The organism is Pseudomonas sp. 20-5, from assembly GCF_056782835.1.
Window position 1 is genome coordinate 4,251,550 of record NZ_CM165584.1, and the last position, 14,788, is coordinate 4,266,337.

Here is a 14,788-nt window from a genome sequence, read left to right on the forward strand (position 1 = left end):
ATGAGCAGCCTCCCCGTACCCGTATCGCTCGACAGCACCCTCCGCCATCTCGGCAGCGCCGACCCGCGGCGGCCGTTCCTGATCGACGCCCGCGAGCCGGAGCGACCGCTGGAATACACCTGGGGCGACGCCGACCGCCAGGTCGATGCCCTCGCCGAGCAGATCGCCGCGCATGCCTGCCGCAGTGTCGGCGTGCTGCTCGACAACAGCTACCGCAACCTCTGCCTGATCTATGCGGTCATGCGCGCGGGCAAGCATCTGGTGCTGATCGATCCCGAGTGGGGGGAGGCCGCGAAGCAGGCCATCGTCGACGAGATGCGCCTGGACGCGCTGGCCAGCGAACATCCGCTCGAGGGCGCGCTGGCCGGGCTGCGCCTGGCGCTGGACTTCGAGCGCAGCGCGACGCGCCGGCTCGACCGCGCCGCGCACAGCCATATGATCCTGTTCACCTCGGGCACCACCGGCCAGCCGAAAGGCATCGAACTCAGCCAGCAGGCCATGCTCCATGCCTACCGCATCGGCCGCGACTGCCTGGGCATCGGCGAGCACACGCGCTCCGGTTGCTTCTACCGGATCAGCGGCCTGGGCATCCTCGGCATCAATTTCCTCTTCCCGCTGCTGTACGGCGGCAGCGCGGTGCTCCTGCCGCTGCACTGCTGGGCCGACAGCGAAGGCTTCTGGGAATGCGTGGAACGCTTCGGCATCAGTTTCCTCTACCTGGTGCCGCCGGTGGTCAACCACATGGTCAAGGAAGGCTCCCCGCCGCCGCGCCGCTTGCCGTTGCAGCGCCTGCTCTGCGTCGCCGGCTCGGCGCGCCTGGACGCCGACCTGCAGGCGGCCTTCCAGCGCGACTACGCGGCGCTGGCGAACATCTACGGCCTCAGCGAGTGCGGCTTCGCCTTCCTCTTCGGCAAGCGTCGCGGCGATGCGTTCGACAACTCGGTGGGACCTGCCATCGGCCTGGAACTCAAGCTGACCGACCCCGACGGCCGCCCGCTGGAGGGCAGCGGCGAACGCGGGCGCCTGTGGGTGCGCACGCCGAGCCTGTTCTCCGGCTACGTCAACCGCCCCGACCTGACCGCCCAGGTGCTCGAGGACGGCTGGCTGAACACCCAGGACCTCGCCTACTTCGACGAGGACCGCTGCGTGCACGTCCTCGGCCGTTGCGACGGCACCATCAACAAGGGCGGCAACCTGTTCCACCTGAATGAATGCGAAAGGGCGCTCAACGGCCTGGACGAGGTGATCGACGTCTGCTGCCTGAAGGTCGACTGCCCGCTCTATGGCGAAGACTATGTCGCCGTGATCCACACCGCGCCGCAGGTCGAGTTCGCCTTCCTGCCCTGGCTCCAGCAGCAGCTCGGCACCCTCCGCGCGCCACAGCGCGTGGTGCTGTCGCACCAGGCCCTGCCGCTGAACGGCGCCGGCAAGCACGACCGCCGTGCGCTCGCCGCCCTGCTGCAACGGGAAGCCTCGTGATGTGCGGCATCCTCGGTTACGTCGGCACCGGTTTCAGTGTCTCGCGCTTCGCCGGAGCGCTACGCCTGCTGGCCCATCGCGGCCCGTTCGGCGAGGGCATCGCGGCCCTGCCGAACGGCGCCATCGGCATGACCCGCCTGCCGATGTCCGGCGCCGCGGCGGTACCGCTGCCGCCGCAGGAGGGCCAGCGGCGGGTCGCCTACAACGGCGAGGTCTACCAGGCCGGCTGCGAAATCCATGGCGAGATCCGCCTGCTGCTCGACGGCTTGCAGCGCGGGGTACTGCCGGACGGCATGTACGCCCTCGCCAGCTGGGACCCGCAGACCCGGCAATTGACCCTGCTGCGCGACGAGTTCGGCATCAAGCCGCTGTACTACAGCTACCAGCCCGAGCGCGGCCTGCTGGCCTTCGCCTCCGAGCCGCGGGCGCTGCTGCACCTGCTCGGCGGCGCCCGCGCCGACGCCGAGGCGATCGCCCAGGTGGTCGCCGCCGGCGTGCCGCTGGAAGGCCAGACCCTGTTCCAGCAGGTCCGTCTGCTGCTGCCCGGCGAGGTGTTGCGCTTCGATCTCTCCCAGGAGCGTCCGCGCCTCTGCCAGCGCCAGCGGCTGGCCACCGCCCCGGCCAGCGAGGTGGACAGCCTCGACGAGCAGCTCGGCGAAACCCTCGAACGCTGCCGCCAGACCTTCCGCCCCTGCGCCCTGCTGGTCAGCGGCGGGGTCGATTCCAACCTGCTCGGCAGCTACCTGGACCCGCAGTTGCAACGCTTTCACCTGTGCCTGGAAGGCGACGAGGAAAGCCTGCTGCCACACCCTCGGCTGCAACGCTTCGAGCTGCGCCAGGAAGCCTTCATGCCGCTGCTGCGTCGCGCGGTCGGCAACTTCGGCGGGGCGACACGGATGTCCAGCCTGCTGATGTACCAGCGCCTGGCCGACGGTATCGGCGAGCAGGGCTATCACTGCGTGCTTCTCGGCGAAGGCGCCGACGAACTGTTCTGGGGCTACCCGCGCCATCTCGAACTCTGGCGCCGGCGCGACGCACCGGAACCGCGGCGCTTCGCCGCCGCCTGGTTCGGCGAGTACCGGCGCAAGGCCGCGCTGCTGGCGGAACCGGCGGGCCGACGGGTCGCCGAGCGGATCGAGGAACTCGCCCACGAGGCCCTCGGCCAGGGCCTCGAGGCGGCGATCGGCCAGTTCGACCTGCACTACTCGCTGGAGCCGCTGCTGCGCCGCGCCGACCATCTGCTGATGTCGCGCACCATCGAAGCGCGCACCCCCTACCTGCATGGCGCCCTGGCGCAGCGCGCCGGGCGCCTCCAGCGGATCGTCGGCGACACCGCCAAGGCACCGCTGGTGGCGCTCCTGGAGCAGCGCGAGAAACGCTGGCAGGCGCAGCCGAAACGGCATTTCCGCCTGCCGTTCGAACGTTGGCCGCAGGCCCTCGGGGAAATGCGCCGGCACCTCGCCGAACGCCTGCCGGCGCTCCACGACCTCGGCCTGGAAGGCCTGGATGCACCGAGCGTCGCGGCGCTGCCCGGCGACCAGTTGTTCACCCTCACCACCCTGTCGCTCTGGCAGCAGGAATACGGAGCCTCGCTATGACAACCATCCATCGTCGCCCCGCGCCCTGGCGGGGCAACGCGGTGTTCTGCGCTTCGGCCGCTTTCGCCGCCGGCCTGGAAACGCTGTTCGCGCGCCTGCTGGAGCGGCGTCCCGCGGATAGCGCGGAGGCTCTCCTGCGCCAGCGCCTGCATCACGAACTGGAGCATGGAAGCGGCGTGCTGCTGCACGATTCCGCGCTGCTGCGCGGACTCGCCGAGGACGAATTCCAGCGGGTGTTCCGCGCATTCTGCCAATGGCTGGGACGCACCGTGGCGATCAACCGCAACGGCGAGTACCTCAAGGAAGTGCGCGACCTCGGCCTGCGCGACGCCCGCGACGCGCCGCAGCGCGGCCACCTGACCAGCCAGGAACTGGCCTTCCACTCCGATCGCGCCGACCTCACGGTGCTCGCCTGCTGGTCGCCGGCACGCCGGGGCGGCGCCTTCCGCATCCGTTCCTCGGCCGACGTCCTCGCCACCCTGGAAGCCGCCAATCCGGCCTGGCTGCCCCTGCTCGGCCAGCCGATCCCCCACGACCTGCGCGACGAAGGCGACGCCGACTACGCGCTGGTGCCGCTGCTCACGGAAACCCCGCGGACCTTCGTCTTGCGCTATATCCGCAAGTTCAACGAATCGGTGACGCGCCACGGGCTAAGCCTCGCCCCGCAGGTGCGAAGCATGCTCGACGGCCTGGACGAGGCGATCGAACGCGCCGACGGCTATGCCGAACTGGACTTCAGCAAGGGCATGCTGGTGCTGGTGAACAACCACACCACCCTGCACGCGCGCACCGAGTTCAGCGACGACGAGCGGCAGCGCCGCTGCCTGCTGCGCTGCTGGCTGAGCAGCGAGTTCACCCGCGAACTGCCGGAAAGCTTCCTGCCGCTGTTCCACCAGGTAGCCGCCGGCAGCCTGCGCGGCGGCATCCGTCCCCTCGCCCAGGAGCCCCGCCCGTGAGCGACAACACCTTCAGCGTGCAACGCTTCCGCGCCCTGCCGACGGAAATCCACGTGATGCTCGTCGGTACGCTGCTGACCCGCGGCGCCTACTTCATGGTCTGGCCGTTCCTGGCATTGCTGCTGTGGCGCGAGTTCCGGCTGTCCGCCAGCGCCATCGGCCTGCTGCTGGCGCTGGCGACCGTCTGCGGCGCGCTCAGCGGCATCTACACCGGCTGGCTGTCGGACCGTTTCGGGCGCAAGCGCCTGATCTTCTTCGGCACCAGCCTCAGCGGGCTTTCCTTCGTGTTGCTGGGCTTCAGCGGCCAGCCGCTGTCCTACGGACTGGCGATCTCCGGGGTGAGCATCGGCTGCGCCCTGCTCGAATCCAGTTGCAAGGCGCTGATCGGCGACCGCGTCGAGGATCGCCGCTCGCGGGAACTGGCGCTCTACTGCCGGTACTTCCTGATCAACCTCGGCGCCGCCCTCGGCCCGCTGATCGGCCTGACTCTCGGCGTCGCCGCCCAGGCCGGCACCTTCCTGGTCACCGCGCTGGTCTACTTCTGCTACGGCCTGCTGCTCTGGCGCCTGCTGCACCACCTCGAACTTAAGCGGCGCAGCCTTGCCCCGCGATCCTCGACGGGGTTCCTCGAAGCCTGCCTGAGCATGGCCCGGCATCGCGCCTTCACCCTGCTGTTGCTGTGCAACATGCTGGCCGCGCTGATCTACGCCACCTTCGATTCGACCCTCGTGCAGTACCTCACCCGCAGCGGTCTGCCCGACGTGGTCAACAGCATCGCCCTGCTGGTGACCATCAACGCGCTGACCATAGTGGTCGCCCAGTTTCCCCTCCTCCGCCTGCTGGAAAACACCGGCACCGGCGGCCGCCTGATGCTCGGCATGCTGCTCATGCTCCTGGCCCAGCTAGGCTTCGCCTGGACCCCGGTGACCCTGTTCGCCGGCCTGGCGCTGGCCACGGTGGTGCTCAGCCTCGGCGAACTGATCGTGTTCCCGACCTTCAGCGTGGAGGTCGACCAACTGACCCCCGACGACTTGCGCGGCAGCTATTTCGGCGCGGCCAATCTCTACAGCCTCGGCACCGCGCTGGCACCGCTGTACGGCGGGATCATGCTCGACCATGCCGGCAGCCAGGCGCTGTACCTCGGCCTGGCCGCGCTGTGCGGGGTGATCATGCTGCTGCAGGTCGGCGCGGTCGGCCTGCGCCAGGCCGAGCGGGCCGGCGGATGAGCGGCGCGCTGCTGGTCTCGGGATTTTTCCTGCGCCGCTCCGCCTGGTCCGTGGAAGGCGCCGGCTGGCGAAGCTGCGACCATCTGCGCGACGCGCCCGGATGCGACCTGGCGCATTGGCTGGACCAGGCCGCCGCCACGCTGGCCGGCGAGGAGCGGGTGATACTCTGCGGCCACAGCTTCGGCGGCTACCTGGCGCAATGCCTGGCGGCCCGCCTGGGCGAGCGCGCCGCGCACCTGTACCTGTTCAGCGCGCTGGTCAGCGAGGGCGGCGGCGCGCTGGAAAGCTACCAGGACAGCGGCCAGGACAATCTCCTCGGGCTATGCCGCCTCGACCCGCTCGGAGGGCGGGTCCGCCTGGAAGACCGCGCCGGCTTCCTCGAACTGCTCGGCGCCGAGGTGCCGACCAGCGCCAGCGAACCCGCGCAATTGCTGATCGACTCGCCGCGGCAGGTTCGTCCAGCCTGCCCGGTCACCTACGTTGTGGCGGCCGCCGACCGGCTCAGCCCGCCGCCGCTGCAACGTACCTTCGCCCACCGCCTGGACGCGCGAGTGCGGGAATACCCGGGCGGGCACCTCGCCGCACTGGCGGACCCGCGCTTCCTTCGCGCCCTTATCGAATCTAATAATTAGATAGATAAAGCCAAAAATACGCGCTTTTTTATCGCAATGATCTGACGGATGATGACCCCATCAACCGCCCGCCCCCCTCGCGCAAACGAGCGGCGACGGGCCCAATGGAGATCCGATCATGATCGAACGTCGTCCCTTCGACCGTCTGGGCCATGCCAACCACGGCTGGCTGAACGCGCGTCATCATTTTTCCTTCGCCGACTACTATGATCCGGAGCGCGAGGACTGGGGCCGCCTGCGGGTCTGGAACGATGACGAGATCGCCGCCGGCAGCGGCTTCCCGCCGCACCCGCACCGCGACATGGAGATCATTACCTATGTCCGCGAAGGCGCGATCACCCACCAGGACAGCCTGGGCAACAAGGGCCGCACCGAGGCCGGTGACGTGCAGGTGATGAGCGCCGGTACCGGCATCGTCCATTCGGAGTACAACCTGGAAGCCGAGACCACCCGGATCTTCCAGATCTGGATCATCCCGGACCGCCGCGGCGACCAACCGCGCTGGGGCTCCAAACCGTTCCCGAAGGCCGAGCGCGACGGTCGTTTCGTCACTCTCGCCAGCGGCGACGAGCAGGACAGCGAAGCGCTGCACATCCGCGCCGACGCCGAGGTCGCCGCGGTGACCCTGAAGGCCGGCCAGAGCGCCGAGTACGCCCTGGAAAACGGTCGCCGCGCCTACCTGGTGCCGGCCACCGGCAGCATCGAGGTCAACGGCGTGCGCGCCGAGGCCCGCGATGGCCTGGCGGTACGCGACGAACCGACCCTGAAGGTCACCGCCCTGGAAGACAGCGAAGTGCTGCTGGTGGAAGTGGCCTGACCCGACAGCCCCTCGCCTCCACGGGCGAGGGGCTGCTTTCGTTGCGCCCCAGCCTCTCTCGACGCAGCGGCGTTATCCGCCGCAACGCCTCCGGCCCTGCCGACTGGGTTCTTCCCAGCTTCACGCTTCGCGCTCACACTACCCGCAGAAGAATTCGAGAGGCTCCGCCATGCGTGAACTGCAACCCCTGCTGGAGAACCACGGGCTGCTCCTGCTGTTCCTCAACGTGCTCTGCGAGCAGGCCGGGCTGCCGATCCCCGCCTACCCGGCGCTGATCGTCGCCGGCGCGCTGGCCATGCAGGGCGTCGGCGCGCCGCTGGGCGTGGTCCTGCTGGTGGTGGTGCTCGCCTGCCTGCTGGCGGACGTCGCCTGGTACCTGGCCGGACGCCGCTACGGCGGCTTCCTCCTGCGCAGCATCTGCAAGGTCTCGCTGTCCCAGGACAGTTGCATCCGCCAGAGCCAGAACATGTACCTGCGGGTCGGTCCGAGGGCGCTGCTGATGTCGAAGTTCCTGCCCGGCGCCAGTGCGTTGTCCACCACCCTGGCCGGCATGACCCGCACCCACCTGCGCCGCTTCCTCGCCTACGACGCCGCCGGCTCGGCACTCTGGGCCGGTTCCGCGCTGCTGCTGGGGGTGATCTTCAGCGATGCGGTAGACCACCTGCTGGCCCTGCTCAGCGACTACGCGGCCATCGGCGCGCTGCTGATCGCCGGCGCCTTCGCCGCCTTCATCGCCTGGAAGCTCTGGCAGCGCCAGCGCCTGCTGTCGCGCAGCCGGCGGATTCCGCGAATCAGCGTGGAGGAACTGGAAAACCTTCGCGAACAGGGGCAATTGCCGGTGATCCTCGATGTCCGCGCCCATCACGAAGACGAGCCGAGCGGCATTCCGGGAGCCATCCCGGTGGAGCTGAACGTGTCGCTGAAGGACCTCCCCGGCGACCTCAGGGACGCCAGCATCGTCATCTATTGCGCCTGTCCCCACGAACTTTCCGCCGCGATGCTCGCCCAGCGCCTCAACGCCTCCGGCTTCACCCGCACCTGGGCGCTGGCCGGCGGCCTGGACGCCTGGCGCAAGGCCTACGGGCAGGTCGTGGCGAACGCCTGAGCGACGCCCACCGGGTTCAGCCCAGGGCCTGCACCGCCGCGCCGCCGGCTTGCCGCTGCGGCGCCGGCGAGGAGAACACCAGGTAGCCGTCCTCGACCTTGCCGTAGCGCAGCAGCGCCAGGTCGAGGACGTAGTTCTGGTAAAGCTTCCAGGGCATCCGGTCGCCCTGCTTGGGCATGCGCTCGGCGGCGCGCTGGATGTAGCCGGAGTCGAGGTTGAGGAAGGGCTCCTCGCGCACGTCGCCGGTGCTGTCGCGGGCGGTCACCTGGCGCATGCCGGTGGCATCCATGTGATTGATCAGGCGGCAGAAGTATTCGCTGGAGAGGTCCGCCTTGAGCGTCCAACTGGCGTTGGTATAGCCGACCACCGCCGCCAGGTTTGGCAGGTCGCGCAGCATGATGCCGCGATAGCCCATGCTCTGGTTGACCTGGAACGGCTTGCCGTCGACCGCCAGCTCGGCGCCGCCGAACATCACCAGGTCGAGGCCGGTGGCGGTGACGATGATGTCCGCCTCCAGCACCTCGCCGGTCTTCAGGCGAATGCCCCGCTCGACGAAGCGGTCGATGTGCTCGGTGACCACCGACGCCTTGCCCTTGCGCAGCACCTTGAACAGGTCGCCGTCCGGCACCGCGCAGACCCGCTCGTCCCACGGCTTGTAGCGCGGGCTGAAGTGACGCATGTCGAAGCGTTTGCCCAGTTGCAGGCTGGCCAGCTTGAGCAGGGCCTTGCGGACCAGGCCGGGGAAGGTCCTGGCGAGCATGAAGAAGACCATCTGCATGGCCACGTTGCGCGCCCGCGCCTGGCGGTAGATCCAGGTTTCCGGAAGGAAGCGGCGGAGGAAATTGGAGATCGCGTCCTTCTGCGGCAGGGTGATCACGTAGGATGGCGAGCGCTGCAGCATGGTGACGTGGGCGGCCTTGTCGGTCAGCGACGGCACCAGGGTTACGGCGGTCGCGCCGCTACCGATCACCACCACCTTCTTGCCGCTGTAGTCGAGGTCCTCGGGCCACAGCTGCGGATGGACGACCTGCCCGGCGAAATCCTCGCGACCGACGAATTCCGGGGTATAGCCGGCCTCGTAGCGGTAGTAGCCGGTGCACATCAGCAGGAACTGCGCGGTCATGCGCAGCGGCTCGGGCTCGTCGCCGCGCTGCACGTCGAGGTTCCAGCGCGCATTGGCGGAATCCCAGTCGGCCCTGAGCACCCGGTGGCGGTAGCGGATCTTCCGGTCGATGCCGTTCTCCCGTGCGGTCTCCTCGATGTAGCGGCGGATCGACGGACCGTCGGCGATGGCCTTGGGATCGCTCCATGGCTTGAAGTTGTAGCCGAGGGTGAACATGTCCGAGTCGGAACGGATGCCGGGGTAGCGGAACAGGTCCCAGGTACCGCCCATCGCCGCGCGCCCTTCGAGCAGGGCGAAGCTCTTGCCGGGGCAATGCTTCATCAGGTGGTAGGCGGCGCCGACGCCGGACAATCCGGCGCCGACGATGAGTACGTCCAGGTGTTCGACAGGCATAAGGTTCCTCGATCGGCGGAAGCGTCCAGCCGTCTGCTGGGCTGATGCCCTCCACCCTACAGAGGGGATGCCGCGCGGGTATCCCAACCTTCGTACTGCGATATCCGCAAAGTATGGACCCAGGCGGGGGAATCACCCATGCCGGCGTACCGGCATGGGTCGGGCGCTAGGAGGCGCGGGAAGGTTTCTCCGGGGTCTCCGCCGCTACCGCGCCACGGTCTTCCAACTGGTCGGTCTGGAACAGCGTCTCCAGCTCGACCCGCGCCTCGCGAGCGCTTTTGATCAGCGCGTCGCGGTCGTTGTAGAACAGGTGCTGGGAGGCCAGGACCTCTTCGTCGTGCCGGCGGAAACGACGGATCCGCGCGTCCGCCTGTTCCTCGCTCAGACCCAGGCCGCAGAGCACCATGCGGCTCATCTCCAGGCTGGAGAAGAAGGTCTCGCGCACCGGCTCGACCCCGGCGTCGAGCAACAGGTGGACGTGCTGGCGGTTACGCGCGCGAGCGATGATCTTCAGGTGCGGATACAGCTTGCGCACGCGCTTGGCCGTCTCGATGTTGGTCTCCGGGTCATCGGTGGCGATGACGAAGAACTCGGCCTTCTCTACCTGGGCCGCGCGAAGGATCTCCGGGCGCATCGGGTCGCCGTAGAAGATCGGGATCGCGCCGAGGGTACGGGTCAGCTCGATGGTCTCCACCGAGGTGTCCAGGGCGATGAACGGCACGCGCTGGGCGCGCAGCACGCGAGCGACGATCTGGCCCATGCGGCCGACCCCGGCGATCACCACGCGCGGGGTGTCGTCGTTGTCGATGCGTTCCATTTCCGGCGGCGGCTTCGTCGCCTCCGGCTCCTTCGCCAGCAGGCGCGCGAGGCCGAGTACCAGCAACGGGGTCAGGGCCATCGACAGGGTGATGGAAAGCACCAGCAGGTTGTGCAGGTCGTTCTGGAACAGGCCCTGGTCGCGGGCCATCTTGAACACGACGAAGGCGAACTCGCCGCCGGCCGCCAGGACCACGCCCAGGCGCAGCGCCGAGGCCTTGTCGAGGCCGCCGGAAATGCGTCCGACGAAGTACAGCACCGGCGCCTTCAGGGCGATCAGCAGCACGGTCAGGCCGAGCACCATCCACGGCGACTTGAGCAGCAGGCTGATGTCCGCGCTCATCCCCACGCTGATGAAGAACAGGCCGAGCAACAGGCCCTTGAACGGCTCGATCTGCGCCTCCAGTTCGTGGCGGTACTCCGAGTCGGCCAGCAGCAGGCCGGCGAGGAAGGCACCGAGGGCCATGGACACGCCGGCCAGCTCCATCAGCAGCGCGGTGCCCATCACCACCAGCAGCGCGGTGGCGGTGGACATGTCCTGCAGCTTGGTCTGGGCGACGATGCGGAACACCGGGCGCAGTAGATAGCGGCCACCGACCACCACCGCGGCGATGCTGCCGACCACCTTGAGGGTCTGGGTCAGTTCGCTGCCGCCGGCGTCGCTGTGCGCACCGCTGAGCAGCGGGATCATGGCGATCAGCGGGATCGCCGCGATGTCCTGGAACAGCAGGATGGCGAAGGCCAGGCGGCCATGGGGCTGGGTAAGTTCCTTGCGCTCGGCGAGGATCTGCAGGCCGAAGGCGGTGGACGACAGCGCCAGGCCCAGGCCGAGCACCACCGCGCTGTTCACCGGCTGGTCGAAGCCGACCAGGGCCACAGTGCCGATCACCAGGCCGGTCAGCAGCACCTGCAGCAGGCCGACGCCGAACACCGACTTGCGCATCACCCACAGGCGCCGCGGCGACAGCTCCAGGCCAATGATGAACAGCAGCAATACCACGCCCATCTCGGAGATCTGCGCGACGCTTTCCGGGTTGTCCACCAGGCCCAGCACGCTGGGACCGATCAGCACGCCGGCCAGCAGGTAGCCGAGCACCGCGCCCAGTTGCAGGCGCTTGGCCAGCGGCACCATGAACACCGCCGCGATCAGGAAGACCACGCCGGACTGGAGAAAACTGCTTCCGTGTTCCACGCTCAACTCCCGCTGGCGGCGCTGGCGCCGAACCGGTCGCGGATGGTGGCGATGGTCTCCACATCCATGGCGATATACGCCTGCTTGACGAAGGCGTCGTAGGGTAGTTCGTCGCCCAGCGGCTGCAGGTAGCGGGTGCAGTAGGCGAAACGCACGAACAGCGAGCCGGGTTCCGGCTCCTCGATGGTCATGTCGAGGCTGCCGCCGGCCACCTCGGCGCTCGGCTTGATACTGTAGTGGGCACTGTCCGGCGCCTTCAGCACGACTTCGTCCTCGACCACCAGACCCGGCAGGTACAGGCGCCGGTGCAGGCGGTCGCCGTCATCGACGAGGATCTCGAAACGCTCCAGGCCGACGACGAAATACTGTGGCTCGCGCGCACGGCAGACCAGGCCTTCCCAGAGTTGCAGCCGGTCGAGGACCGGCAGGTCGACAAGTGTCCGGTCGTTGACCTGGACCAGGTGTTCGAATTGCATGTGGCTCACTTCCTGTTCGGTGCATGCGATAGGCGAGTTCTGACCGGCGATGGGTGCAGAAAGTTTTCCCGCTGCCGGCGAATCGCCAGGCCGCAGGTCCACAACGATCGCCGACAGGCATTCGAGGACGCCGCCGGGGCACCCGGCGGCACATCGACCTCACTCGGCGTCGATCTTCCAGGGAATCGGCGGAGCGCTCAAGCGCGGCCCTTCCAGGGCGTCGAGCCGGCCGAAGCGGGCATCCCCCTCCTCCCAGGCCTTCTGCGCCCGGGCGATCTCGCCCTTGCTGTGGCCGACGAAGTTCCACCACATGAAGATCTCCGCACCGAACGGTGCGCCACCCAGCAACAGCACCCGCGCGCCAGGGTCGAGTTGCAGTTGCAGGCCGTCGCGGCCGTCGCCCAGGTAGGCCAGTTCGTTCACCGCGAAATGCTCGCCGCCCACTTCCAACCCGCCTTCCAGCGGCAGCAGGCCGTACTCGAAGTGCGGGTCGAGCGTCAGTTGCAGGGTCGAGGCGTCGTGGCAGGCCAGGTCGGCACCGAGCAGCGGCGAGTAGAGCCGGCACGGCGCCTGTCGCCCGGCCAGCGCACCGGCCAGCAGGGTGAAGGTGACCCCCTGCTCCTGCCAGCGCGGCAGGTCGGGATGATGATCGAAGGCCGGGGCGATGTCGCGCTGCTCGTAGGGCAGCGCGATCCACAACTGCGCGGCGTGGGCGTGGCGCTCGTCGGGCAGCGACTCCTCGGTGTGGGCGATGCCATGACCGGCGGTCATCAGGTTGACCTGGCCGGGGCGGATCACCTGGACGTTGCCCAGGCTGTCGCGGTGCAACGCCTCGCCCTGGATCATCCAGGTAAAGGTCTGCAGGCCGATGTGCGGGTGCGGGCCCACGGCCAGTCCGCCGCCAGGTTCGAATTCGGCGGGACCGGCATGGTCGAGGAAGCACCAGGCACCGATCATCCGCCGCTGGCGCGACGGCATCAGCCGACTGACGGTGATCCCGCCGCCGATTTCCGCGGCACGCGCGGTGACCCGTTGCAGCAGGTGTTCGCGGCGCTCCGGACAGTCCCGCGAGGAGGACAGGTCGCAACGCTCTTCGGTATTGCTCATGTTCAGGCTCTCCGGTGACGAGGCATTCAACCGCGCAGGCGGCGCACCCATAGCTGCAGGGCCTGCAACTGCTGCTGGATCAGCTCGCGCGCCTTGTCGTCGAGCAACCGGCCCTGGGCGTCGAAGGCGTTCTGCGCGCTGGAGATCATCACTTCCGGCTTGTTCAGCGGATGAACGTCGAGGAACACCAGCGTCTGGCGCAAGTGATACTGCGCCCGCGCGGTGCCGAAACGCCCGGCACTGGCACCGAGGATCGCCGCCGGCTTGCCGGAGAACGGCTGCTCCGGCGGCCGCGAGGCCCAGTCGATGGCATTCTTCAGCACCCCGGCCATCGAATAGTTGTATTCCGGGGTGGCGAACAGCAGCGCGTCCGCCGCGCGGATCTGCTCGCGGAAGCGTTCCACCGCGGGCGGGAAGCCGAGGGCGTAGACGTCCTCGTTGTACAGCGGGATGCCGGAGATGTCCGCCAGCTCGATGCTCATGCCCGGCGGGACCAGGCCAATCGCCTCCTGCAGCGCCGCGCTGTTGTAGGAGCCGCTGCGCAGGCTGCCGGAAATGCCCAATACCTTGATGTCGTCGCTCATGCCGTGCTCCTCGTTGTGCGTGCGGGTTCAGTCGCGTAGCTGGCTGCTGACGCTGACCTCTCCGGAGAGTACACGATGGATCGGGCAGGCATTGGCGATCTCCAGCAGACGCTGGCGCTGCTCGGCGTCGAGATCGCCGGCCAGGCGGATGTCGCGGCGGATATGGGTGAAGGGCTCCGGCTTGGTGCGTTCCTCGACGATGTTCAGTTGCACGTCGATACCCTCCAGCGGCCACTCCTTGCGCTGCGCGTACATCGCCACGGTGATCGCCGTGCAGGCGCCCAGCGCCGAGAGCAGGATCTCGTGCGGCGAGGGACCGCTGTCGGCACCGCCGAGGGCGGCCGGCACGTCGCTCAGCCACTGGTGGCTGTCGTCGCCGAGGGTCACGCGATAAGGGGTGGTGCCGAGGGAAGCGTTGACGACCTGGGTAGCCATGGGGTTTCTCCTGTGCATGGGGGGGGCGTGCCGGAACCTCGGGTTCCGGCGAAGCGGCGTTCCGATGAAAACACCTGGACGGAAAACGACACAAGGCACCCGATGGTCGGAGTGCCTTGTGTCCGGGACAGCGGCGAAGCCGGCTTACTTCTTCGTGCCGAAGCTCTGGATCAGGTTGGCGTACGCCGGCAGGTGGCCGCCGAGGATGGCACCGAAGCCTTCGATGTCGTTGCGCCAGTCGCGGTGCAGTTCGCAGCCGACGCTGAACCAGTTCATCAGTTGCGCGCCGGCGGCGGTCATGCGCGCCCAGGCGGCGTCGCGCACCACCGGGTTGAAGGTGCCGGAGGCGTCGGTGACGACGAATACGTCAAACCCCTCCTCCAGCGCCGAGAGGGTCGGGAAGGCTACGCAGACATCGGTCACCACGCCGGCGATGATCAGTTGCTTCTTGCCGGTGGCCTTGACCGCCTTGACGAAGTCCTCGTTGTCCCAGGCGTTGATGTTGCCGGGGCGGGCGATGTACGGGGCCTGCGGAAACATTTCCTTGAGTTCCGGCACCAGCGGGCCGTTGGGGCCATCCTCGAAGCTGGTGGTGAGGATGGTCGGCAGGTTGAAGAACCTGGCGATGTCGGCCAATGCCAGGACGTTGTTCTTGAACTCGTCCGGGCTGAAATCGCGGACCAGGGAGAGCAGGCCTGCCTGGTGGTCGACGAACAGCACCGCCGCATCGTTCTTGTCGAGTCGCTTGTAGGTGAAGGACATGGTGTTTCTCCGGTCTCGGGCGGCGTCCGTCGCCGCGCGGTGTGAAACGAAGCGCCTCCTGGGAGGCAAGCATGGGCGGTCTCGGGA

General features: G+C 68.3%; 14 protein-coding genes. 7 read left to right on the forward strand and 7 right to left on the reverse strand.

The window, feature by feature from the left end:
• The 7 genes from AC1RB9_RS19525 to AC1RB9_RS19555 all read left to right on the forward strand — a co-directional run bounded on the left by AC1RB9_RS19525 (position 1) and on the right by AC1RB9_RS19555 (position 7,813).
• Positions 1 to 1,479, forward strand: a complete 1,479-nt coding sequence (locus tag AC1RB9_RS19525; RefSeq protein WP_003449160.1) for an ANL family adenylate-forming protein — start codon at positions 1 to 3, stop codon at positions 1,477 to 1,479.
• Positions 1,479 to 3,077: an asparagine synthetase B family protein gene (locus tag AC1RB9_RS19530; protein WP_003123124.1), complete on the forward strand. Its 1,599-nt coding sequence runs from the start codon at positions 1,479 to 1,481 to the stop codon at positions 3,075 to 3,077. Before AC1RB9_RS19525 ends, AC1RB9_RS19530 begins: the two co-directional genes overlap by 1 nt.
• The gene (locus AC1RB9_RS19535; protein ID WP_003082503.1) at positions 3,074 to 4,033 is read left to right on the forward strand and encodes a clavaminate synthase family protein; all 960 of its coding nucleotides are present in this window, start codon (positions 3,074 to 3,076) and stop codon (positions 4,031 to 4,033) included. The genes AC1RB9_RS19530 and AC1RB9_RS19535 overlap by 4 nt, the downstream gene beginning before the upstream one ends.
• Positions 4,030 to 5,259: an MDR family MFS transporter gene (locus AC1RB9_RS19540; protein WP_003082502.1), complete on the forward strand. Its 1,230-nt coding sequence runs from the start codon at positions 4,030 to 4,032 to the stop codon at positions 5,257 to 5,259. Before AC1RB9_RS19535 ends, AC1RB9_RS19540 begins: the two co-directional genes overlap by 4 nt.
• Positions 5,256 to 5,891, forward strand: a complete 636-nt coding sequence (locus AC1RB9_RS19545) for an alpha/beta fold hydrolase (RefSeq protein WP_003082501.1) — start codon at positions 5,256 to 5,258, stop codon at positions 5,889 to 5,891. Before AC1RB9_RS19540 ends, AC1RB9_RS19545 begins: the two co-directional genes overlap by 4 nt.
• A 118-nt stretch (positions 5,892 to 6,009) precedes the next feature.
• Complete coding sequence (locus AC1RB9_RS19550; protein ID WP_003086661.1) at positions 6,010 to 6,708, forward strand: pirin family protein; 699 nt, start codon at positions 6,010 to 6,012, stop codon at positions 6,706 to 6,708.
• Positions 6,709 to 6,877: 169 nt separating this feature from the next.
• Complete coding sequence (locus AC1RB9_RS19555; protein ID WP_003112452.1) at positions 6,878 to 7,813, forward strand: DedA family protein/thiosulfate sulfurtransferase GlpE; 936 nt, start codon at positions 6,878 to 6,880, stop codon at positions 7,811 to 7,813.
• 16 nt (positions 7,814 to 7,829) lie between these two features.
• Here AC1RB9_RS19555 and AC1RB9_RS19560 read toward each other — a convergent pair whose 3' ends face one another.
• The 7 genes from AC1RB9_RS19560 to ycaC form a co-directional block, all read right to left on the reverse strand.
• Positions 7,830 to 9,329 carry a flavin-containing monooxygenase gene (locus AC1RB9_RS19560; protein ID WP_003082495.1) on the reverse strand — a complete coding sequence of 500 codons (1,500 nt, stop codon included), beginning with the start codon at positions 9,327 to 9,329 and terminating at the stop codon, positions 7,830 to 7,832.
• 166 nt (positions 9,330 to 9,495) lie between these two features.
• A complete protein-coding gene (gene kefB / locus AC1RB9_RS19565) occupies positions 9,496 to 11,337 on the reverse strand; it encodes a glutathione-regulated potassium-efflux system protein KefB (RefSeq protein ID WP_003112454.1) in 1,842 nt (613 codons plus the stop codon).
• A 2-nt stretch (positions 11,338 to 11,339) separates the two neighbouring features.
• A complete protein-coding gene (locus AC1RB9_RS19570) occupies positions 11,340 to 11,813 on the reverse strand; it encodes an SRPBCC family protein (protein WP_003082488.1) in 474 nt (157 codons plus the stop codon).
• A gap of 159 nt (positions 11,814 to 11,972) precedes the next feature.
• A complete protein-coding gene (locus tag AC1RB9_RS19575) occupies positions 11,973 to 12,920 on the reverse strand; it encodes a pirin family protein (RefSeq protein ID WP_003145400.1) in 948 nt (315 codons plus the stop codon).
• A 26-nt stretch (positions 12,921 to 12,946) separates the two neighbouring features.
• Positions 12,947 to 13,504, reverse strand: a complete 558-nt coding sequence (locus tag AC1RB9_RS19580) for an NAD(P)H-dependent FMN reductase (RefSeq protein WP_003082483.1) — start codon at positions 13,502 to 13,504, stop codon at positions 12,947 to 12,949.
• Between the two features lie 27 nt (positions 13,505 to 13,531).
• Positions 13,532 to 13,939 carry an OsmC family protein gene (locus AC1RB9_RS19585; RefSeq protein ID WP_003082478.1) on the reverse strand — a complete coding sequence of 136 codons (408 nt, stop codon included), beginning with the start codon at positions 13,937 to 13,939 and terminating at the stop codon, positions 13,532 to 13,534.
• Between the two features lie 144 nt (positions 13,940 to 14,083).
• Positions 14,084 to 14,701, reverse strand: coding sequence for an isochorismate family cysteine hydrolase YcaC (ycaC, locus tag AC1RB9_RS19590; protein WP_003082476.1), 618 nt, complete (start codon positions 14,699 to 14,701; stop codon positions 14,084 to 14,086).
• Between the last annotated feature and the right edge of the window lie 87 nt (positions 14,702 to 14,788).